This is a genomic window from Flectobacillus sp., from assembly GCF_049240685.1.
Taxonomy (GTDB): Bacteria; Bacteroidota; Bacteroidia; order Cytophagales; family Spirosomataceae; genus Flectobacillus.
The window spans coordinates 11,498-32,038 of sequence record NZ_JBMLSD010000155.1 but is presented as its reverse complement, the minus strand read 5'-3'; the positions used below and the strand labels follow the sequence as shown (position 1 = coordinate 32,038).

The 20,541-nt window shown below is 36.2% G+C and carries 14 protein-coding genes and 1 pseudogene; 7 read left to right on the top strand and 8 right to left on the bottom strand.

The window, feature by feature from the left end:
- Nucleotides 1–135: 135 nt before the first annotated feature.
- Nucleotides 136–966: a prolipoprotein diacylglyceryl transferase gene (lgt, locus tag ACOVQ4_RS07195; RefSeq protein ID WP_421819973.1), complete on the bottom strand. Its 831-nt coding sequence runs from the start codon at nt 964–966 to the stop codon at nt 136–138.
- A 228-nt stretch (nt 967–1,194) separates the two neighbouring features.
- On the opposite strand from lgt, the gene ACOVQ4_RS07190 reads away from it, so the two are divergent.
- On the top strand, nt 1,195–3,087 hold the full coding sequence (locus tag ACOVQ4_RS07190; RefSeq protein WP_421819972.1) for a peptidase U32 family protein: 1,893 nt from the start codon (nt 1,195–1,197) through the stop codon (nt 3,085–3,087).
- A 432-nt stretch (nt 3,088–3,519) separates the two neighbouring features.
- Here the strand turns inward: ACOVQ4_RS07190 and ACOVQ4_RS07185 are convergent, their stop codons facing one another.
- The 5 genes from ACOVQ4_RS07185 to ACOVQ4_RS07165 form a co-directional block, all read right to left on the bottom strand.
- Nucleotides 3,520–4,110: a hypothetical protein gene (locus ACOVQ4_RS07185; protein WP_421819971.1), complete on the bottom strand. Its 591-nt coding sequence runs from the start codon at nt 4,108–4,110 to the stop codon at nt 3,520–3,522.
- 394 nt (nt 4,111–4,504) lie between these two features.
- Nucleotides 4,505–5,230, bottom strand: coding sequence for a DUF3667 domain-containing protein (locus ACOVQ4_RS07180; RefSeq protein ID WP_421819970.1), 726 nt, complete (start codon nt 5,228–5,230; stop codon nt 4,505–4,507).
- A 271-nt stretch (nt 5,231–5,501) separates the two neighbouring features.
- Nucleotides 5,502–6,224: a hypothetical protein gene (locus ACOVQ4_RS07175; protein WP_421819969.1), complete on the bottom strand. Its 723-nt coding sequence runs from the start codon at nt 6,222–6,224 to the stop codon at nt 5,502–5,504.
- Between the two features lie 142 nt (nt 6,225–6,366).
- Nucleotides 6,367–6,579 (bottom strand): hypothetical protein, encoded by a 213-nt coding sequence (locus tag ACOVQ4_RS07170; RefSeq protein ID WP_421819968.1) that lies wholly within the window; start codon nt 6,577–6,579, stop codon nt 6,367–6,369.
- A 151-nt stretch (nt 6,580–6,730) separates the two neighbouring features.
- Nucleotides 6,731–7,183, bottom strand: a complete 453-nt coding sequence (locus tag ACOVQ4_RS07165; protein ID WP_421819967.1) for a DUF3291 domain-containing protein — start codon at nt 7,181–7,183, stop codon at nt 6,731–6,733.
- Between the two features lie 775 nt (nt 7,184–7,958).
- On the opposite strand from ACOVQ4_RS07165, the gene ACOVQ4_RS07160 reads away from it, so the two are divergent.
- A complete protein-coding gene (locus ACOVQ4_RS07160) occupies nt 7,959–9,143 on the top strand; it encodes a helix-turn-helix domain-containing protein (RefSeq protein WP_421819966.1) in 1,185 nt (394 codons plus the stop codon).
- Between the two features lie 91 nt (nt 9,144–9,234).
- Here ACOVQ4_RS07160 and ACOVQ4_RS07155 read toward each other — a convergent pair whose 3' ends face one another.
- The gene (locus ACOVQ4_RS07155) at nt 9,235–10,527 is read right to left on the bottom strand and encodes a hypothetical protein (RefSeq protein ID WP_421819965.1); all 1,293 of its coding nucleotides are present in this window, start codon (nt 10,525–10,527) and stop codon (nt 9,235–9,237) included.
- Nucleotides 10,528–10,836: 309 nt separating this feature from the next.
- On the opposite strand from ACOVQ4_RS07155, the gene ACOVQ4_RS07150 reads away from it, so the two are divergent.
- Together ACOVQ4_RS07150 and ACOVQ4_RS07145 are read left to right on the top strand one after the other, a co-directional pair.
- On the top strand, nt 10,837–11,232 hold the full coding sequence (locus tag ACOVQ4_RS07150) for a hypothetical protein (protein WP_421819964.1): 396 nt from the start codon (nt 10,837–10,839) through the stop codon (nt 11,230–11,232).
- 138 nt (nt 11,233–11,370) lie between these two features.
- On the top strand, nt 11,371–12,555 hold the full coding sequence (locus tag ACOVQ4_RS07145) for a multidrug effflux MFS transporter (protein ID WP_421819963.1): 1,185 nt from the start codon (nt 11,371–11,373) through the stop codon (nt 12,553–12,555).
- Nucleotides 12,556–12,693: 138 nt separating this feature from the next.
- On the opposite strand, the gene ACOVQ4_RS07140 is transcribed toward ACOVQ4_RS07145, so the two are convergent.
- Nucleotides 12,694–15,660: a protein O-mannosyl-transferase family gene (locus ACOVQ4_RS07140; protein WP_421819962.1), complete on the bottom strand. Its 2,967-nt coding sequence runs from the start codon at nt 15,658–15,660 to the stop codon at nt 12,694–12,696.
- 478 nt (nt 15,661–16,138) lie between these two features.
- Here ACOVQ4_RS07140 and ACOVQ4_RS07135 point away from each other — a divergent pair, with 478 nt between their 5' ends.
- From ACOVQ4_RS07135 to ACOVQ4_RS07125, 3 genes and pseudogenes are all read left to right on the top strand, one after another.
- Nucleotides 16,139–17,296 carry an MFS transporter gene (locus ACOVQ4_RS07135; protein WP_421819961.1) on the top strand — a complete coding sequence of 386 codons (1,158 nt, stop codon included), beginning with the start codon at nt 16,139–16,141 and terminating at the stop codon, nt 17,294–17,296.
- Between the two features lie 618 nt (nt 17,297–17,914).
- Nucleotides 17,915–19,036, top strand: a pseudogene (gene ribB / locus ACOVQ4_RS07130) (3,4-dihydroxy-2-butanone-4-phosphate synthase); the annotation flags it as partial.
- Nucleotides 19,037–19,426: 390 nt separating this feature from the next.
- On the top strand, nt 19,427–20,194 hold the full coding sequence (locus tag ACOVQ4_RS07125; protein WP_421819960.1) for a DeoR/GlpR family DNA-binding transcription regulator: 768 nt from the start codon (nt 19,427–19,429) through the stop codon (nt 20,192–20,194).
- Nucleotides 20,195–20,541: the final 347 nt, after the last annotated feature.

Sequence of the window (20,541 nt, the reverse complement as noted above, 5' to 3'; positions counted from 1 at the left end):
CTGCTACCAAACTGTCGCTCCTACGGAGCTTTTACAAGAATACTAAACGATTGTGTGGTAATGAGTTATACGATTAAAGCAAGTAAATCGATTGTTGTATCGTAGATTTTGAGAGTTTCAGTCATGTCGATCAAATTACATTTTATAGTTACCTTCACTCGATAATCGCCTTATCAGCAAACCCACACCCAATATCACAAATGGCAAACTTAAGAGTTGTCCCATGTTTAAGGACATTTGGTTTTCGAAGGAAACCTGATTTTCCTTAAAGAACTCTAAAAAGAATCTAGCAGTAAATACCAAAATGAGAAATAAGCCAAACATCACTCCAGACTTGCGAATGAGTTCTGTTTTTTGATAAATAAACCACAAAAACAAGAAGATGCACAGGTAAGTGACAGCCTCATACAATTGCGTTGGATGACGGGGAATAGTATCATCTTGTAAAAATATAACTCCCCAAGTTCCATCTGTTGGAACACCGTAAATTTCGGAATTCATTAAGTTTCCTAATCTGATAAAAGTACCTGCTATTGGCGCCGCAATGGCAACTCTATCAAGTACTTGCAATAAAGGAGTTTTGGATTTGATGCAGTAAAAAATGATTGAGAGTAAAACCCCAATAGTCCCACCATGGCTAGCCAAACCTTGAAAGCCAATATAGTGATAAGTGCCATCAATTTTTTTAAATGGAAGTATAATCTCCAATGGATGATTTAGGTAGTATTCTGGTTCATAGAACAGACAATGACCTAACCTTGCCCCCAAGACGGTGCCAAGAACAATATAAATCAGGAGCGTATCTAATTCTTCTATCGATTTGCCTTCATGTCGATATATTTTTTTGACAATTAAGAAGGCAATGGTTATCCCAAGTGCAAATAATATTCCGTAATATTTGATTGGGAATGTAGGTGTCAGCATAAAAATGACAGGGTCGATATTCCAATTAATGATAGGAGGCATGCTATAGGTATAGGTTAAATTTATAATTCTGTAATATTTCACAAGTTACATTATTACTTTATCTTGAACAAGGCTTAATGCAATCAAATTAATCCTTAAACAGTCTACTTGTTATTACGAAAAAACCAAATACCATTCAGAGAATCAGCTATTATTCACTAATTTTGCAAATTGAAGTAAAATTACCGAATCTCACCCTTGTTATGGATTCGAAAATATAGGATTGAAATGAAAAGGAAAATTGAAATTCTTGCGCCTGCCAAAAACCTTTATCAAGGTATGGCTGCGGTCAACGCTGGCGCAGACGCAGTATATATGGGAGCGCACCAATTTGGCGCACGTTCAAACGCCACCAACTCGGTGGAGGACGTGGCTGAAATGGTGAAATATGCCCACTTGTTCAAGGCTAAAGTCTTTGTGGTAATCAACACTATTTTGTATGATAATGAGTTAGAAGCTTGTCGTAAATTGATTTATGAATTGTACGATATTGGTGTCGATGCTTTGATTATTCAAGATATGGCTATCATGGAAATGGATTTGCCACCTATCGTTATCCATGCGAGTACGCAGGCAAACAACCGTGATGCTAATCATGTGAAGTTTTTGGCAGATGCAGGGATGAAGCGTGTGGTATTAGCCCGTGAGCTTAACCTCGACCAAATCCAAGAAATCCACAAGGCTACAGATGTTGAATTAGAGTTTTTTGTGGCTGGGGCACTTTGTGTGTCATTTAGCGGTAACTGTTATATGAGCGTCGCCAACGGCGAACGTAGTGCCAACCGTGGTTCTTGTGCTCAAAATTGTCGTTTGCCATACCGTTTGGAAGACGGAACAGGCAAAACCTTGATTGAAAACAGTCACTTGTTATCAATCAAAGATTTGGATTTGAGTGACCAATTACCAAATTTAATTGAAGCTGGTATTTCTTCATTCAAAATTGAAGGTCGTTTGAAGGATATTGTTTATGTAAAAAATAATACCTCTTTCTTACGTAAAAAGTTGGATGCTTTCTTGGAAGAAAACTCCGATAGATTCGAAAAAGCCTCTTCTGGTAGAACTTTCTATAACTTCGAACCAGAAATGGATAGAAGCTTCAACCGTGGATATACAGATTATTTCTTGAATAAAAGAAAAGAAAAAATTGGTTCATGGGAAAGTCCGAAATCGAAAGGTCAGTATATCGGTAAAGTGCTTGAAATCAAGGCAAACGGTTATGTCATCGAGAATTACGAGAAGTTGAATAATGGCGATGGTTTGTATTTCCAAAATGAAGCTGGAGAAGCTGATGGAGCGCAAATCAATATTATTTTTAACAATATTGTTATTCCAAATACTTTCAAACCATTGGCGATTGGTACTGAGATTTACAGAAACTCAGATGCTGAATTCAATAAAATGGTGGAGAAAGAAAACAGTGCTGTCCGCAAAATTGGCGTAAAATTGGAATTTACCGAAACAGAAACTGGATTCCAATTATTGGCCATCGACGAAGACGGTCACCAGTCTGTTGGAACCATTGAAGTAGCTAAAGAATTGGCGAAAAGTCAAGATTCTGTGATTCCAAACATTAAAAAGAACCTAGCCAAAACGGGCAACACACCATTTATTGTTGACGAATTGGAAGTTGAGTTTTCTGAGAATTGGTTCTTGCCGATTTCAAAAGTAAACGAAATTAGAAGGGATGTGTTAGAGCGTTTGGTTGACATTCGTGTGAATGAATATCACAGAGAAGAGCATAAATTAGAAAAAACAACGCATCCTTATCCAGTTGAAAAACTAGATTTTATGTACAATGTTTCTAACAAAATGGCAAGAACATTTTATCAGAGACACGGCGTTACCGAAATCGAAAAAGCCTTTGAATTGCAATGGGACCCAGGCAAATCTCGTGTAATGACGACCAAGTATTGCGTAAAATATGAGCTAGGAAAATGTGCAAGATACCAACGCCAAACCATGGGCGAAAAATTGGTAGAACCATTAACCCTAAAACATGGCGAAGTAGAATACAAATTGAAATTCAACTGTAAACCATGCGAAATGGAAATTTGGGAAAAAGACGCCGAGCTCGAATACGAAGATGAAGACGAACAATTAGGCTATATTGCTAAGTGGTAGAGCATCATTTAGTGAGTTGTAGAGACGCAATATTTTGCGTCTAAAGATGAGTTTTAAAGCATCAAACATGAGTCATCCCTAATTTAGCGATTGAGTGATTGAGCGAATGAGTGATTATGTTAAAATTTAGATTCTCCTAGTAGAGACGCAATGCTTGCGTCTCGATGCATGCGTCTCAAACCAAGTAAATCCAGCATAATAGCCTCAAAAAAGGGGTCGGGAAATATATATTCCGACCCCTTTTTTATGAAAATTATTGAGGATAATCCCAATCTTAAAATTTGGGATGACTCATGTTTTGATGAGAAAGCAATTTGAATTTTTTCATCAAGGGTGAATAAATTCACCCGCTAATTGGAAAGCTTGAGTAGGAATGGATGATACAACTCAATCTAAGGCTAAATGTGTCTTAAGCACAACCAAAGGAATTAGCTACATGATTCTTTTATTCCAAAATGTGTTCATTTTGATATTGTCTGTATCTATTGTGGCGTGAATCGAAAAAATATCGCTTGCTAATCCTTTAGATAAATTTTCAGCCCAAAAGATAATGTCGTTGCCGTACATAGAAAGAACTGACTCTTCTTCGTCGAGTATTAAAAATCTATGTCCTAAATACGGTATAATTGGAGGTACATTTAGCGTATTGTCAGTTAAGTTGTTTTCCTTCAAAATCCATGCAATCTGTGATTTTATTGTATCAATATCGTCGGGATATGAATAAAAGGTTGTCCCAAATTCGATTTCTCCCTCACCAGCTTTATTGTTTATTCCTAGCTTATCAAGCCCATTCATTGTTCGAAAGTAATTCTTTAATGACTCAGAAAAAGTTAACCCTAATTTCTTCTGAAAATCTTCCAATTGAATTTCTGATAAACCTGTTTTCCATTTACTATCTTTTTGAATTTGCCACCCCCAGCAAGTATCTAGCTTAATATTCTCCCAGTATTTTTCACTTTCCTTTTTAATTAACTGATAACTGGCAATAGAGCAGTCCAAAGTATTAAATGTTTTGTTTGTCATAAGAGTTCTTTAGGTACTCTGTCTTGCTGACCCAATCAGCATAAAATCCAGTGTTGACAATAGTTTTTTAATGATGCTAATTAGATTCGAAATAGAAAATATCTCCAAATTTACCGTCACTTTTTCAAAAAAATGTGACGATTTGAAAAGCATACTATTTTCTCTCCTTAAGTTTTTCCCAAAGCAAATTTCTACTAGTTGAAAAACCTGTCTCATTATCCTTAGACACAATAACCTATAGTTTGGACTTTTTCTCCTCTTACTCTAATGACTTTATAGCTTTCAAAAAAGCGCTTTAATCGTTAGTCCTAAAAAAAATACTTTCCAATTCTCAGAATAGCATATCTTTGAAAGCCAAACAGAGTATATTTATCGATAATATAACTCAATGATTTTAGTGCTTCTTTAATAAGTCGATAACAGTTCCAATCAGCACAGGAAATATCCAAAATGTGATCATGCCTAAAAAATAAGCCGCTAAAACGGTTAGATAGTTAGCTATTTTTTTCTGGTCATAAAATTGTCCAATTGCCCAAACTGCGTACAGGATGCCAACAACACCTGCCACTGGCATTACAGCAAGGTGTGTAACTCCCTCAATAACTACAAAAATTGAAAAAATCAACATACCTATTCCCATCACAAAGCATAGCATGATGAGAATTTCGTAAAAATTATAATCATATTTTCTGAAGAACAATTTTAACCACAAAGCAATAAAAACGCCCATCATGATATTAGCATAGCCATAGTGGTCTTGCACCCATTTAACTATATTCCCAACAGCGCTATGGACTTCTCCTTCGGCTTCGTGATATTTAACATAACCATCTTCAACATGAAAGAAGTGGGTTAAAATGGTATAAATCAACGAGGTTATGATGATGAATATGATAGGTTTTACGAGTCGACTTCTGTTTTCGGAGAGATATTTACGGATATTTTGTCCGGGGTTTAGGATTAGTTCTCGAATTGTGTACAAAATTCCACGTTCAAAGTGCAAAACATGTTCAATTTCATGCATTATATAATTTCCATCAATTCGCTTGAGACTGGTTGGCTGTCCACACTCTGGACAAAACTTAGTAGTTACTTCGTTGTTACAGTTTTTACAGTTCATGTAATTTGTTTAATGTTTTGTAGTTGCTTTTATTTAAAACTTAAGTAGTCATTCAGAATAAGATTTAATTTATGTGTTTTAGGGAACAGGCAATAGGCACAAAGCAAAGAGTGTTAAAATGTTTTTTATTAATCACAGCCATGCTTTTTCCCATAGCCCACCGCCGAAAGCCGATACCTGAAAGCTTAAAGCACAATCTTAAACTTTATTTTGCGTACTAACTTTAACCATACGAGGCTAGCCACCGTTTTATTTTATCAATGGCAATTGTTTATTGTTGTCCAGTAAGTTTGTAATACATTCCTACTATTAATGATGCTATTACAAAAATTAGCCACCACATTCCCTTTTTAGTTTTACTGTCAATATTTTTGCTTTTTTGAACTTCATAGACTGAATATCCTAACATCGCAAGTAAAACGGTTCCAGAAATACCAACGATTATTTTGTCTTTTGAAATGTAAACTAAAGCCATTAAACCTATCAACAAAATAGAAAGTATTCCACGAAATTTTTGAAGATATGGCTCACTATTTTTTGTCGAAATTTGTTTTATGTTAGCTAATGCTTTTTCCAGTTTTTCGTAGTTGTCTATTTGAGAAGGAACACCAATGATATCTACAAAGGACTTTCCTTTAATTGTAAAACTTCCATTTGAATTTTTAATGATTTCGCTCACTTCTGCACTTTTAATAGTTATTGTCGGAGTATTGAGTTGCTCTCTTGTAATACCATTATCATCAATCCTTAGGCGATAGCTTTCGAAGATTTCTTTTTGTCTGTTAATACTACGATAAAGTCCAAATGCTAATGCTCCTAATATCATTGGGATTACGTATGGAAAAACGTTTACATTACTTTGCTGTTCGTTCGTGTTAAAATGGCTCAACAAAAGTCCACCAAATGCTGCTATTAGTGATATTGGTGTAGCTTTAAGAAGCATCATGTTTCTTATCTCTTTAAAGCCATCTTGTCTAATTTTGAATTGTTCCATGGTTGTGGTTTAAGGCTTACGATTATCTAACTACAATATAATCAAATTTTTAAAATGGTCGTCTAAGTATTATGTCTATAAAGCTAAGGAGTTAAGTTTATTCACCAACCGATATTTCAGCCACTCGTTTTGGGCTTACTATTTATGCTTGATTTTGCTTTTTTATATTGATATAGACTATTGTGAATGCTACACCTAAATAAGAATAAGGTATCTTGTAATTTTCAATTGTTTGCGCAAAAGTGCTACCTCTCGATAGGTTCAAACCTGCCCCAACAAGCAAATCAATTAACACAATAACCAAAAAAGTTAAAAGAGTATTGACATAGAGTTTTCTCTGTTTGAAGATGTTCATTTCTTTAGTTTTGTTTTATGTTAAGTTTGATTATCGATATTTGCCTCAGTTGATTGCGGCATGCCAAGGACTGAAAACCGAAAAGCTTGAGGAGTTAATGTTATCTGTTTATTTTGTTTGAGTGAAAAACTATTTTGTCGTTGCTAGGCTGTTAGCTTGGGCTGGGAAACTTTGTTTTGAAATCAAAAACTTTTTCGGTTGCACCAAATTTTTCAAGATAATCTAAATTAGCGACCGCCTCTTGTAACGTTGGGAATTGTCCTGCTGGCGTCCACCACATAGCGGTATATACTTTTCCGAAACGCTGAAACCATTCTTTTCTTCTTTTCAAAAAATCAGAATGTAAGGTTTTGTACATAAAATTTTCAAGAGCTTCAATACTTTCCCAGACAGAGACATTTACGATTATCTGTTCATCATCGTATGGATTGAGGCTGGTAGCATTATTACTATCGTCTCGGAGTCGCCAAACGAAGCCTTCACTACTTTCTGCGATTTTATTGATTAAATCTGAATTATCAACGAACTCTTTCATGATGGGGTCGTTGATATTGGTTCCTTTCATTCGTGCAATATTGATTTCGGCAATTTGATATTTCTTCATATTTTGATTTTTTAAGGTAATAATATTTTCAGCGCTTTATATGATATTCACAACTAATAATTCAGCAATTTTACTTAGTCCAGTACGAAGGATTTCATGTTGTCAGGAAACACTTATCTCATCAGCATTTTTTTAGTAGTGGCCACCCTTGAGGTTGCTATGTTGAGTTGGGCAACCGCAAGGGTGGCCAACTGCAATTTTATTTTAAAAACAAAACTTAATCCTTCTTACAGGCCTGATTTATACCTATCAATATTCAGAGTGATTTACTGCTAAAAATTGCCATTTGTTCCTATGTTTTGTAAGCATCTACGCAAAATAAATCTACATTTGGATAGTTTTAAAAAAGTGTCTTTTAGAACAATTTCTTTGCTGTTATGTTATTTGTTTCAATTGTTCTTTACCTTATTTTTATGGGATTGCTATTAAATTAACTACTAAAGAAATTTGATTATGTTAAAATCTTGCTTATATTATCACAACAAAGTACAAATTAAGCTAAATTTGCTTAATTTTTAATTATTACAAAGCATTAAATTGCTTAGGCGAATATGACAAAGTGTAGCCAAATATAGGTTTACATAAATAATTCAGCGCTCACAATTTATTACTTGTAATTAAGTATTTCCTTATTTTTTAGTTTTCCCAAAAACGTCTACCGCCACTAAACTCCAGAACCTTTGAAATCTCCCAAGCTTATTTAACGGTTCGGAAAGTTGTGTTATTCCTCTTAACTTTAATGGGTTTTGGGATAACCGGCCTTAATGTTGATTTTATGACAATACTTTTAAATTTGATTGCTATCGCAATCACTTTAGGAAGTCTAACAAAGGCTTTCACTCGACCTTACTCTATATCTAAAACTATTTGGGGAGTCATCCTATCTTTATGGGCTTGGTTTCTCATTATGAAAGTTTGTATCACTACTCATATCATTCAAGATTATCCCATCAGTGGATTGTTGTTGGTAGCTCGTCCTTTATATATCATTGGTCCTTATCTTTTGTACTTATTTATTGTAACGCAAAGAGAATATGTCTTTTCTGTTAAAACAGTTTTGATTCAGACGCTTCCATTTTTTGCTGTAGTTATCGACTTGATTCCTTTTTACACGATGCCATTCGAGCAGAAGCTTGAAATCATCGAGCATCTTGATGCAAAAGATTTATTTACCAAGACTTTTGGTTGGATACCTTTTGTTTGGATTCCCTACGCACAAAGTATACTTGGGCTTATCTATTTGATTTTGGTTTGGAATTTTGTTGTAAAGACGCAAAACTCTTTTATCAAAGAAAAACTTGTGCCTCAATGGGATGTGTTTTTTACGGTAGGATTCTTACTGCTCTATATTTCAAATGGTTATATGTATTTGTTAACTCATGAGTTGCTGAAGGAGGTGGATCAAGATACTTTTATGGACAAGGTGTCTATGATTCATTCCTTGATGACCTTTGTTCTTTTGGGGGCTTATTTTTTCATAAAAGACAGCTCATTACGAGTTTCTAATTCTTCGGTAGTTGAGGGATATCCTTTAGAGGAGTTAGAGGAACTGGCAAAAATCAGTACAACCAAAGTCGATAAAGAGCCAGATATTGTTCACATTCAGGATTTTGAGTTGATTAAGGGTGTTATGAATAAAAGTAAATCGTATCTCAACTATAAATTTACGATTTCTGAACTGGCCATGGAAGTTGGGATTCAACCTTATGCCATTTCAAATGCCATTAATACTGTAGCAAAAATGAACTATAATGATTTTATCAATAGCTACAGAATTAAGGCGTTTACCGAAAAAGTTGTTTCAAAAGAGTATCAAAACTACACAATTGAAGCCATTGCTAATGAATGTGGTTTTAAAAGTAAAAGTACTTTTTTTACTGCTTTCAAAAAACAAACAGGTCTAACTCCGAATCAATATCTCAAAAAACACGATATGGAACTGAAAGGCGATGAGTCTTAAAATCGGTTTGATAATCAGGCATTTGGCAAAATTGATTTTATTTCGCATCCAAAATCTGTTTGCCAAATGCCTGTAGCCGAAAGCTCGATTATTACTTTTCAAATTCAATGATATGTTCGGAGGCATATTCATCGTCTCCTGGTTTGATTCTTTTTACAAAAAATCTGGCTCTTTTTCCAAGTTTGAGACAAGTATTTTTGGCTTTGATATCCTCTGGAGTATTAAGTGGTTGAAGCGAAGGATACCATAAGATATAGCCAGGTTTACTGAAAACTAATTGCGGTTTTGTCCATTCTTGACTCTTAGAAGGTTTTTCAAAATTGGTATTCTTGTTAAAAGAAATGTAAACTTCGCTTCCTTGCCAAGATTTTCCGACCGATTTGGCCATCATCATTACCCAGCAATTCAAATAGGTATTCCAACTAACCGAGGGACCCCAATGATAACCAGCTTTAGGAGAGGAGGCTGGACCACCGCCTTGTGCAGAAGGTATCTGTAAGGAGGTAATAGGTTTTCCGATGCCGTTGTACGGAGCATTAAAGCCAATTCCATCCCATCTTTTTGCTTTACCTTGTGGCTTATCCAAATCTTTGAGTGCAATTCTTGCTACACTGATACACTGCCCTGCCTTTTCGATGCTAGGGTTGTAGGTATCTTCCGTGTATTTTCCTGCGTACCCGTACTCACCATAGAACAAATATAAAAAATCACCACTTGCTACAGCAGATGGGTCGCCAACGCCCCCTGCAAAGGTAGTGGATATATTATGAGGTTTGAGAATCATCCTGTCGTCGAGATCCTCAATGAAGATTCCTTTGTTTTCCCAAGACTTACCGCCGTCCAATGATTTCATGATTCCGATTCGACATACTGCCGCTGGACTGGTCTCGCCCGTTATGCCTTGAGGCCAGTTTTTAGATTGGTATCCTTCTTTGGTTTTGGAGTTGTAAGGTAAAGTTTGGGGATAATTTTCGTTGTGATATACGGCATACAGGGTTTTGCCCGAAGGGTCTTTGGGTGATTGGTAAACAGTTTCGAACCATACTGCACCATGCAAACCTACCTTTCCAACGCTTGCATTTTCAGGCATAATGGGATTATGAAAATTTTCTTTTGGACTACGAAATACTGCTTCGGCGTTGGCACCGTCGGCGTACTTTAAATCGCGTGCGTCGCCCCAGAGAGGATCTTCTCCATATTTTCCAGGGAAAATTCTAAACGTATCACCTACCCAAACCTCAGCCATATTACAATCCACAAATGAGTTGAAGGTGATTTTTTCGGCAGGAAGCAATTTGAATTTTGGTGAAAATTCTGCTTGAAATGCGCTTAGAAAGAAAATGCTAATCAGGAAAGTAAATGGTTTGATATAAGACTTTTTCATAGAAATTTAAGTTTTAGATAGTTTACAAAAAGTAATGTTTTAAGATAACTCTTTGAAGATTTAAAGAAAGAGATTTTTTAAATAAAAAGTAGAATTAGTTTTATTTTTTCGAGAAATCTTCTGAATTTTGTTAGGTTTTAGTGCTGAAAATGAGCCAAGTAATTTGAATATAACCTTCTGATTATGAATGTCTTCAAATACAGAATTAACTAATAACGTTTTGCTACTTATTTATTGAAAGCAAACACTAAATTCACCTTGCCGAAATATGACTACAAATATTTTTTAACACGTAAAAAACAACCTATTATGAAAACTTACCCATTTCTACTAAGCATTTCTTTGTTGCTTGTTGGAGCATCTTTCTCTTGTAAAAATGATGAGTCCAATGAATTAACACCTAATTCAAATTCAATTGAACTCTGTGGCGTCAAAAATCCTGTAAAAAATCTTACTTGGCTGTCTACCGAAATCCAAAAATTTGGAACGGGGGAGTCTTCCCAACGTTTAAACGGTGTGGTGTTGTACGAGTACAAAGGGGCAAATGTAGTGGAAGTTCAATGTGGACTTTGTTCTTCTACCAATATTCACCAATACAAATGCGATGGAACCTTATACGACTTTACCGACCCAAACATTTTTCAAGATTATATAAAAAATCGAAAAAAAATAGAGCTGATATTCGGAACAGAAATTTGGAAGTAATAACATGGGTTTTTGTTTTCATTTGAATTAAATACTGCGTTCTAGTATAAAGTACTTTCACGAAGTTTTTGAAATTTAGAAAAACCTGATTGACTTTACTACCTTTGTAATCATTTTGATACAATAGTAATCTCCCGAATGAAAAATCGCAGTATATTAATTCTTATTCTTGGTTTATTATCAGCCATTGGACCCTTTTCGATTGACACCTACCTCTCTGGTTTTCCGACCATTGCGAAGGATTTGGGCGTAACTGTCGACGAGGTTGCCTATTCTTTGTCTAGTTTCTTTATTGGTATTTCGGTAGGACAGCTAATTTACGGCCCTCTGCTCGATAGATTTGGACGTAAAAAGCCATTGATGATTGGTTTATCTATTTATCTGGTAGCCTCATTAGCTTGTGCTACTGCCAACTCTGTGGAGGTGCTTATTGCGGCTCGTTTTTTACAGGCCTTGGGTGCCTGTGTAGGAATGGTGGCGCCTCGTGCTATTGTGCGAGATATATTTCCTGTAGAAGAAACGGCAAAAATATTCTCCTTGCTGATGTTAATTTTGGGTGTATCGCCTATTATTGCACCAAGTGTAGGAAGTTATATGATTACTTTAATGGGTTGGCACAGTGTTTTTTATATGCAGTTTGGGTTGGGGGTAATCTTGTTTTTGTCTTGTTATTTTGCCTTACCTGAAAGTAAAAAACCTGATGAATCAATTTCTTTAAAGCCACGTGCCATTATTTTTTCATTTATTGATATCCTAAAAGTACCACAGTTTTATACGTATGCTTTTGCAGGGGCGTTGATTTCGGCTGGGGTATATGCCTATCTATCGGGTTCGCCTTTTGTATTTATGAAACTATTTGGGGTTTCTGAAAAGGAATATGGATGGATATTTGGCTTTTTGGCAGGTGGATTGATTGCAAGCAGCCAAGTGAATACTCTTTTACTAAAAAAATTTAGTAGTAGTCAGGTCGTGCGTGTCTCTTTGAGGATACAAACTTTAGTAGGTTTGACACTATGTTTGGTAAGTATCTTGGGATGGCTCAATTTATACAGCGCTTTGGGTTTAGTCTTTTTATTTTTATGCTGTCAGGGAATTAGTTATCCCAATTCTTCGGCCTTGTCTTTATATCCCTTTACTAAATCTATCGGTGGGGCATCGGCCTTGTTGGGTGCTTTACAAATGTGTTTTGGGTCCTTGGCCGCCGCCGCAGTCAGTATTTTGAGTAACGGAACCAGTATTCCCATGACGGCTGTGATGGCCGGTTGTGCTGTATTGGGACTTACTGTTTTTGCTATAGGGGTCTCTAAATTGAAACATGGATAGTTTCAATTCAAATTATTTAATGGTGAATGTAGAATTGTGAGTTAGGACTGCATAAAAGGTTTCAGTCAATTATTTTTATTATCCTTTGCGAAGTACAGACTCACAATTCATCATTCAAAACTCATCACTCAAAACTCCCTAGCTACTCAGTTTTTGGAGTTGTTGCTGAAACATTCGCTCGTATTTTTCAGCCTCTGGGGCTTTGGCATTTTTGAGGCTTTCAACAATAATTTGCATTTGGAAAAGGGCAATTTGTATATCTTGCTCGTTGCTCGCACTCCGATTTTTTCCATAGAAATCCAGCAGCTGATTATTACGATTCATCATCGTATTGGCGATTTCCATAGCGGAGTCATGGTCACCAATGGTTAAATACAAACTCACAAAACCTGCCGATACATGGTCGTAGGGAATAGAGTGGTCGGGCATAATGCGTTTGCAGTAATCCAAGGTATCTTTTGCTTTTTGGTATTTACCCTCATGAGCAAACTGACTCGCTAATCGTTGAAAGGATAATCTCCCCATCGTAGTTGGTAATTGATAAAACTCCGTATGATGATACACTTTAGGATTGTTAAGGTTTCTCCAGACCATTTTTTTTGTCAAATTCCGCTCTAAAACTTTTGTATTAACGATTCCTTCGGTAGCTCCTTCTATTTTTACAGGCATTAATCTATAAGCATAACCTTCCAATTGCATAAACTCCTTCATGTTGAGATAACTCGCTTTGCTGAGTGAGGTAGCAAAATAAATTGGGCGTTTCCAGCCATGAGCAGCATTTTGAGCAATAATGTCGAGCTGTACTAATTGCGGTTTCAAAATCCCAGAGGTACCAATCGACCAATTCATTTGATTCGTCAGCAATGGTTCGACGTCTTTTGGCACAAAACCTGCTTTTTTGATTGCATCCACATCGATCGGAATCGTAAGGTTTTCGCTAGGTAGCGTATTTATCGAAGAACCATCTTGCAATGGTACTTTAATCGCCTGATTGTCCTCTTTTACCAATTTGAGATACTCAATCAAATTGATACCACTTTTTACATTTGGGTTTTCGTAAAAAAGTATTTGGTCGTTGATGCCTTCTCGTAACAAGTCTTCGGAAATAGATACAGGCAAAGCTTCCGACTCGTAGGTTTTTCGCTTCATTTGCTCGATATACCAATCCGTTCCTAATAGCGAAAGATTACAAACTCGTACATCTGTACGGAAGCCTTCCACTTCTTGCACATACCAAAGTGGGAAAGTATCATTATCTCCAGCCGTAAACAAAATGGCATTTTTCTCACAAGAATTTAACAAATTTTTGGCAAAATCTACTTGTTGATAGCGATTACTTCTATCGTGGTCGTCATAGTTTTCTTGAATCAATATCACAGGAATCACGAGTGCTGCCAAACTTCCAATGCCAACCGAAAGTGCTGGTTGACGAAGCAATTTGTTCGCCCATTCAGTTAATTGTATAACGCCTAATCCAATCCAAATGCAGAAAAAGTAGAACGAACCCACATAAATATAATCTCGTTCACGAGGCTCGGTAGGAGGGGCGTTCAAGAAAATAACTAATCCTATTCCTGTCAATAAAAACATCAAAGTTGTGGTCAAAAAGTCTTTCTCGTTTCTTTTCATCAAAAAGAAGAAACCAATTAATCCCAAAATTAAAGGCAAGCCAAAGTAATTATTGTGAGATTTACTACGAGCTGAAAGAGCTGAATAAGGACTTTTGCTGATAAATGACATACCCGCATCTTGAACATCACTATCACGACCAATAAAATTCCATAGCATATAGCGCATATACATGTGCCCCATTTGGTGCACAAAGAAATAACGCAGGTTGTCTCCAAAACTAGGTTTTTGTTCAGGAGCCAGTCCTAGAATTTGGGCATATTGCTTTGGATATTGCTCCATCGGACTAAAATACACTCTCGGAAAGAGCATTTCTTGTCCTTTAGGGAAAATCAATTTTTGTCGGTAATCATAGATCTCATATTTGCCATTTGACATTTTATACTGAGGTTTTCCTCTTTCTACATTTTCAACCTCTGCCGTGTAAACGGGGCCATATAACAACGAACGCTCGCCATATTGTTCTCTTTTTAAATACTTTACAAAATTGAGAATATTACTAGGGTCATTTTCATTGAGTGGTGTATTGTAATTGGAACGAACCAAGGCCAAAGTGTAGGATAAATAACCAATCAAAACAAAACTCAAAGATAACAAAGCAACATTCAGATGTATTTTGTTTTTGAGAATCGAAAAGCGAATAGCACCAATAAGCACTCCTAAAAACAATATCAAAAATAGACTTACCCCAACGCCATAAGGCATACCGAGTCCGTTGGTAAATAATAATTCAAACTGAAAAGCCATCGATGGGATGCCAGGGATAATCAAAGAATTGATAACTCCTAATATTACCAAACCAACCAATAACGCCAGAAAACCTCCTTTATAACTTGGTTTATGATTTTTCTTGAAATAATAAAGCAATGCCAAAGCAGGAACAGTCACCAAATTGAGTAAGTGAACCCCAATTGATAAACCCACCAAATAGGCAATGAAAATCAACCATCTGTTTGCAGAAGCTTCATCTTCAATAAGTTCCCATTTGAAGGCTGCCCAAACGACAATCGCAGTAAAAAATGAGGACATTGCGTAAACCTCCGCCTCAACTGCCGAAAACCAAAAGGAATCTGAAAAGGCATACGCCAACGAACCAATTAGGCCTGCGCTTAGGAGTGTGTAAGTTTCACTTTTTGTTAAATCTGAAAACGGTTTTTGATAGGCTTTACGACCAATCAGCACAATAGTCCAGTGCATAAACAACACCGTTAGCGCACTCGTCAATACCGATAGCATATTTATCCAATAAGCTACTTTGGTGACATCAGCACCTGCAAATAATGAGAAAAACCTGCCAAGCAAAAGATACAAAGGCGCTCCGGGTGGATGAGGGACTTGTAATTTGTAAGCACAAGCGATAAACTCGCCACAGTCCCAAAAGGAGGCAGTGGGTTCTACCGTCGTTGCATATACGATAAAGGCAATAAGAAACACTGCCCAACCGATTCCGTTGTTGAGTTGTCGAAATGATATCATAGTATGTCGGACATTTTTGGGAGGCATTACCAAGGACAGAATATATCTTCAGCTCAAAGTAACACTTCCGAATAGATGATTATGTTTTGATGTTGAAAAATAGAAATAGAGGATTCTTGTGGTAGCTAGCATGTAAAAGTAATCCTTGATACAAAGGAAAATACATTTTTGTTATGTCCTGAAAATCAGGATTGTATTTAACACTATTTAACTTAAAATCATTTTAACATTTGAAAAACCTTCTGAATTTTTTAGGATTTATCGAAGGATAAAGTAATTAATGTGCCCAAAAGATTGTACTTAAACAATATTGTTTTTGACGTCTCTAATGAATTTCTGAAATCCGATAGATATGTCCAGATTTGTTGAATTATCTAGCGAACTTTGAGGTTAGCAAAGTATTATAATCTATCCAGAATAACTTAATTAATTGTTGACTGACAGCTATTCTTACTGCTTGTCAATCATTTTTGAAATCATGAAAAAACATTTTTTTCCCCTGTTCTTAGGTGGACTAGGTATCGGTACTACCGAATTTGTAGTAATGGGGATTTTGCCAGACATTGCCAACAATCTAGGCGTTAGTATTACCGACGCCGCTCATATTATTTCTTCTTATGCAGCGGGTGTAGTGGTTGGTGCACCCTTATTAGTATTGTTAGGAAGCAAGTATCCACCCAAAAAGATGCTTTTGTTCCTCATGGTAATTTTTACCATTTTCAACTCATTGTCTGCTTTAGCGCCTGATGCCACTACTTTGTTGTTTTTCAGATTTTTAGCGGGTTTGCCACATGGTGCCTTCTTCGGTATTGGTGCTGTAGTCGCAAGTCGTTTGGCTGATGAAGGCAAACAAGCTCAAGCTATCTCGACCATGTTTGCGGGTTTGACAATTGCGAATTTATTGTTGGTGCCTATTGGTACTTGGATTGGACATGAATATTTGTGGAGATATACCTTTGCCTTAGTGACTGTTATCGGACTAACCACCTTACTTTTCATTAATCTTTGGTTGCCAGCTTTACCATCCGACCGTAACGAGGGAGAAAGTACGATTTCACAGCTAGAACTTTTTAAGCGTGTAGATGCTTGGCTGGTAATTGTGATTACCTCTATCGGAACAGGAGGCTTGTTTACTTGGATTAGTTATATAGCGCCATTAATGACGGAAGTATCGCATTTCTCCGCAAGTAGCGTTTCTTGGATTATGGTTTTGGCGGGTTTTGGTATGGTGGTAGGAAATATCATCGGTGGAAAATTAGCAGATAAATTGCCAGCAGTTCAAGCTTGTTTGTGGTTATTAGTTGCGATGGCAGTGACATTATTAGGCATCCATTTCTTCTCAGAAAATAAAATTATCTCTTTGATATTGACATTCATCGCAGGCGCATTATCTATCTCATTGGCGGCGCCAATCCAAATCTTGATGATTAGTACCTCAAAAGGTGCCGAAATGTTGGGCTCTGCTGCCACGCAGGCGAGTTTCAATATCGGTAACTCTCTAGGTGCTTTCTTAGGCGGTTTACCTATTACGTATGGGTTTGGTTACAATACACCCGTTTTGGTAGGCATGGCAATGGCATTAGTGGGGGTATTTTTCTCTTTTGTGTTGAAAAAAAGATTATCTTATGCCGAATAAGTTGAAAATACAATTAGGTATTAGTGCTGAACTGTCCTTTATCCTTTCCTAAAATAGGTTGCTTTTTTGATTTAGAGAGTAGCATTAATGTTGCCAAAAAAGCTCCGTAGGAGCGAAAGTTTGGTAGCAGTAGTTTTGAAAATAACCTTTTTTTGAGCGCCGTAGGTGCGACAGAATTCAACTTAGTTTGAGTTCCTTCGCACCTACGGCGCTCTTTTTATGGGTCAACAAATAACTCAATACTACCAAACTGTCGCTCCTACGGAGCTGAGGGAAATATTGGAAATGTACCTACGATTTTTCTTATAAACAGACCTCATTTTACCAACTAATTGAATCATGTTGAAAATTTACTAAAGGAAAGGCAACCTATTTTAGGCAACAGTCACTACACAAGGAGTTTTAAATAACCAAAGACATACTTCTTCCAAAGCCCACCGCCGAAAGCCGATACCTGAAAGTCACTTCGTCCAAATCCGCTATAGATTACGCCCTAATTTTCTTTCGTTTTTTTATTTTTTTCTTTCCGAATCATTAAAAAGCATAATTTTGAAGTGAAAAATGAAAACAAATCGATTGAGGAGGCTTCTTGCTTCTTTGATTATTAAAAAGAATACCATGTCGGAAATTAAATTAGATAGCATTTCAGAAGCGATTGAAGCTATTCGTAGAGGCGAAATTATTATTGTAGCCGATGACGAAGACCGTGAGAATGAAGGAGATATGATTTGTGCTTCGGAGGCCATTACGCCAGAGTTAGTCAACTTTATGATTAAAGAAGGTCGTGGTTTGATGTGCGTAACCTTAACAGAAGATAGATGTGCCGAATTGGGCTTGAATATGATGGTGGGAAATAATACTTCCTCTCATGAAACCCCTTTTACGGTATCGGTAGATTTGCTGGGGCATGGTTGCACCACAGGTATTTCAGCGCCAGACCGTGCCAAAACGATTCAGGCATTGGTCGACGAAAATACAAAGCCAGAGGAGTTGGGCCGCCCGGGACATATTTTTCCCTTGAAAGCCAAAACGGAAGGTGTTTTACGTCGTACTGGACATACCGAAGCAGCGATGGATTTTGCTAAATTGGCAGGATTTAAGCCTTCGGGCGTACTAATTGAAGTTTTAAATGAAGATGGCACGATGGCTCGTTTGCCAGATTTAAGAAAAATTGCCGATAAGTTTAATCTTAAATTAGTCACTATCAAAGATTTAGTGGAGTATCGTCTTCAGACTGAATCATTGATTAAAAGAGAAATTGGCGTAGATATGCCAACGGATTGGGGACATTTTGATTTGATTGCTTTTCGTCAAAAAGATACAGGAGATACGCATTTGGCCTTAGTTAAAGGAACTTGGGAAAAAAATGAACCCGTATTAGTGCGTGTACATAAGTCTAATGTCGTTGGTGATATTTTCGGTTCAACGCTTTGTGATAGCGGTCAACAGTTGAAAAGTGCGATGCAATCCGTTGAAAATGAAGGAAAAGGCGTGATTTTGTATATGTTCCAAGATGGTAAAAGTGCCAACTTAATGAGTGATTTGAAAAAATACAAACTACAGGAAATGGGTGTCAATCAAAGTACTGAAATTACACCAAACGATGAGAGAGACTATGGAATTGGCGCACAAATTTTGAGAGATTTAGGTATTTCAAAAATCAAATTGCTGACCAATAATCCCAAAAAACGTGCAGCATTATTCGGTTACGGTCTCGAAATTGTAGAAACTGTAGCCTTGAGATAAAGGTTTTTTTAATCTACTGAATAAAATCTAATAAGTTTCATCAAAAAAGCGGTCGAAAAACAATTTTCGACCGCTTTTTTGATTCAGTTTCAAAACTGTTCAAAAAATAAGTCCAAGATTAAGTCTTGAACTAGTAGTAAAAAAGATTTTGTATTTCTTTCTTTTTAAGTAAATTTAGTTCGAAAAACCTTTGTATTGTTTTCTTTTTGTTTTGTTTTTATTTCGAATATAAAGATAAAGAATCATTTTGCAGGTTTTTCTATATTTTGACCCAAATTAATACAAAAAATATTTTCGTTTTGTTTCTTTTATTTGTTTTTGTTTTCTATTTTTGTTTCAAGATAAAAAAAAGAGCAAAATGAAGCTTAAAATTACCTAGACATTATGCTCCCAAATCAACGTAGAGAAAAAATTTTAGATTTATTAAAAGAAGATGGTTCGGCTAAAGTGGCTGACTTGGCTCGATTGTTTAAAGTAACAGAGGTTACAATTCGTCAGGATTTAGAAAAGCTGGAAGCCGAAGATTTAATCATAAAGGAACACGGTGGTGCTTACCTCAAAAATGTAGAAGATCAAGTAAAAAGTTTTTCTCTTGTTCATCAAGATAATTTAGATAAGAAAGAAAAAATTGCTGAAAAGTGCCTTGAATATATCGAATCAGGCGACACCATTATCTTAGACTCGGGAAGTACAACCACCGAGATTGCCAAAAAAATTAAACATTCAGGAATAAGAAACCTAACCATAATTACCAATGCTTTGAATATCGCCATGATGCTCGGTGCTGAGCCGAGTATCGAGGTCATTATGACAGGAGGGGAGTTTAAACCACCGACCTTGTCGCTAACAGGACAAAAAGCTGCCGATTTTTTCAAAGGCTTGAATGTGCAAAAACTGTTTTTAGCAACAGCGGGGATTTCTCTAAAATCAGGGCTGACTTACCCAAGTATCAGCGATTTAGTGGTAAAGAAAGCTATGATTGATGCCGCCGAGATAACTTATTTGGTAGCAGACAGCACCAAAATTGGTAAAAGCGCCTTAGCAAGCTTAGGAGCATTGAGTTTGATAGATTATATCATTACCGACGACGCCATTGAAGACAAACACAAAGAAGTTTTCAAAGATAATGAAATAGAGGTAATCATTGCTTAAAGACAAAGAGGTTTAACTAGCTTCTTTCACAAAGAATTTGAGATTAAAAAATATCAGGTATTTGCATTAAAACTATTTTTTAATGCCTGATATTCTTTTACCTAATTTTTCTAAAGTACTGATATTTAAAGTTTTACTTTTTGATTCAGTTTCAGGATTTCTAATTTAGGAAATGATGTAAAATACCATTATTACTTTTAAAAAGTGGCTTATACTTCCGAAATCCAACATCCGATATCCGAAATTGATAATAATTCACAACTTATAATTCATCACTCATACCTATACCTGGCTTTATTCAAATTTAACTTGAAATAGGATAGCATTTTATCCATAAAAACCATAAA

Excerpts from the sequence above, each read along its gene's own strand:
- lgt (WP_421819973.1), bottom strand. The coding sequence starts at position 966 with ATGCCTCCTATCATTAATTGGAATATCGACCCTGTCATTTTTATGCTG.
- ACOVQ4_RS07125 (WP_421819960.1), top strand. The coding sequence starts at position 19,427 with ATGCTCCCAAATCAACGTAGAGAAAAAATTTTAGATTTATTAAAAGAA.
- ACOVQ4_RS07155 (WP_421819965.1), bottom strand. The coding sequence starts at position 10,527 with ATGAAAAAGTCTTATATCAAACCATTTACTTTCCTGATTAGCATTTTC.
- ACOVQ4_RS07135 (WP_421819961.1), top strand. The coding sequence starts at position 16,139 with ATGAAAAAACATTTTTTTCCCCTGTTCTTAGGTGGACTAGGTATCGGT.
- ACOVQ4_RS07190 (WP_421819972.1), top strand. The coding sequence starts at position 1,195 with ATGAAAAGGAAAATTGAAATTCTTGCGCCTGCCAAAAACCTTTATCAA.
- ACOVQ4_RS07175 (WP_421819969.1), bottom strand. The coding sequence starts at position 6,224 with ATGGAACAATTCAAAATTAGACAAGATGGCTTTAAAGAGATAAGAAAC.
- ACOVQ4_RS07140 (WP_421819962.1), bottom strand. The coding sequence starts at position 15,660 with ATGATATCATTTCGACAACTCAACAACGGAATCGGTTGGGCAGTGTTT.
- ACOVQ4_RS07145 (WP_421819963.1), top strand. The coding sequence starts at position 11,371 with ATGAAAAATCGCAGTATATTAATTCTTATTCTTGGTTTATTATCAGCC.
- ACOVQ4_RS07160 (WP_421819966.1), top strand. The coding sequence starts at position 7,959 with ATGACAATACTTTTAAATTTGATTGCTATCGCAATCACTTTAGGAAGT.
- ACOVQ4_RS07170 (WP_421819968.1), bottom strand. The coding sequence starts at position 6,579 with ATGAACATCTTCAAACAGAGAAAACTCTATGTCAATACTCTTTTAACT.
- ACOVQ4_RS07185 (WP_421819971.1), bottom strand. The coding sequence starts at position 4,110 with ATGACAAACAAAACATTTAATACTTTGGACTGCTCTATTGCCAGTTAT.
- ACOVQ4_RS07180 (WP_421819970.1), bottom strand. The coding sequence starts at position 5,230 with ATGAACTGTAAAAACTGTAACAACGAAGTAACTACTAAGTTTTGTCCA.
- ACOVQ4_RS07165 (WP_421819967.1), bottom strand. The coding sequence starts at position 7,183 with ATGAAGAAATATCAAATTGCCGAAATCAATATTGCACGAATGAAAGGA.
- ACOVQ4_RS07150 (WP_421819964.1), top strand. The coding sequence starts at position 10,837 with ATGAAAACTTACCCATTTCTACTAAGCATTTCTTTGTTGCTTGTTGGA.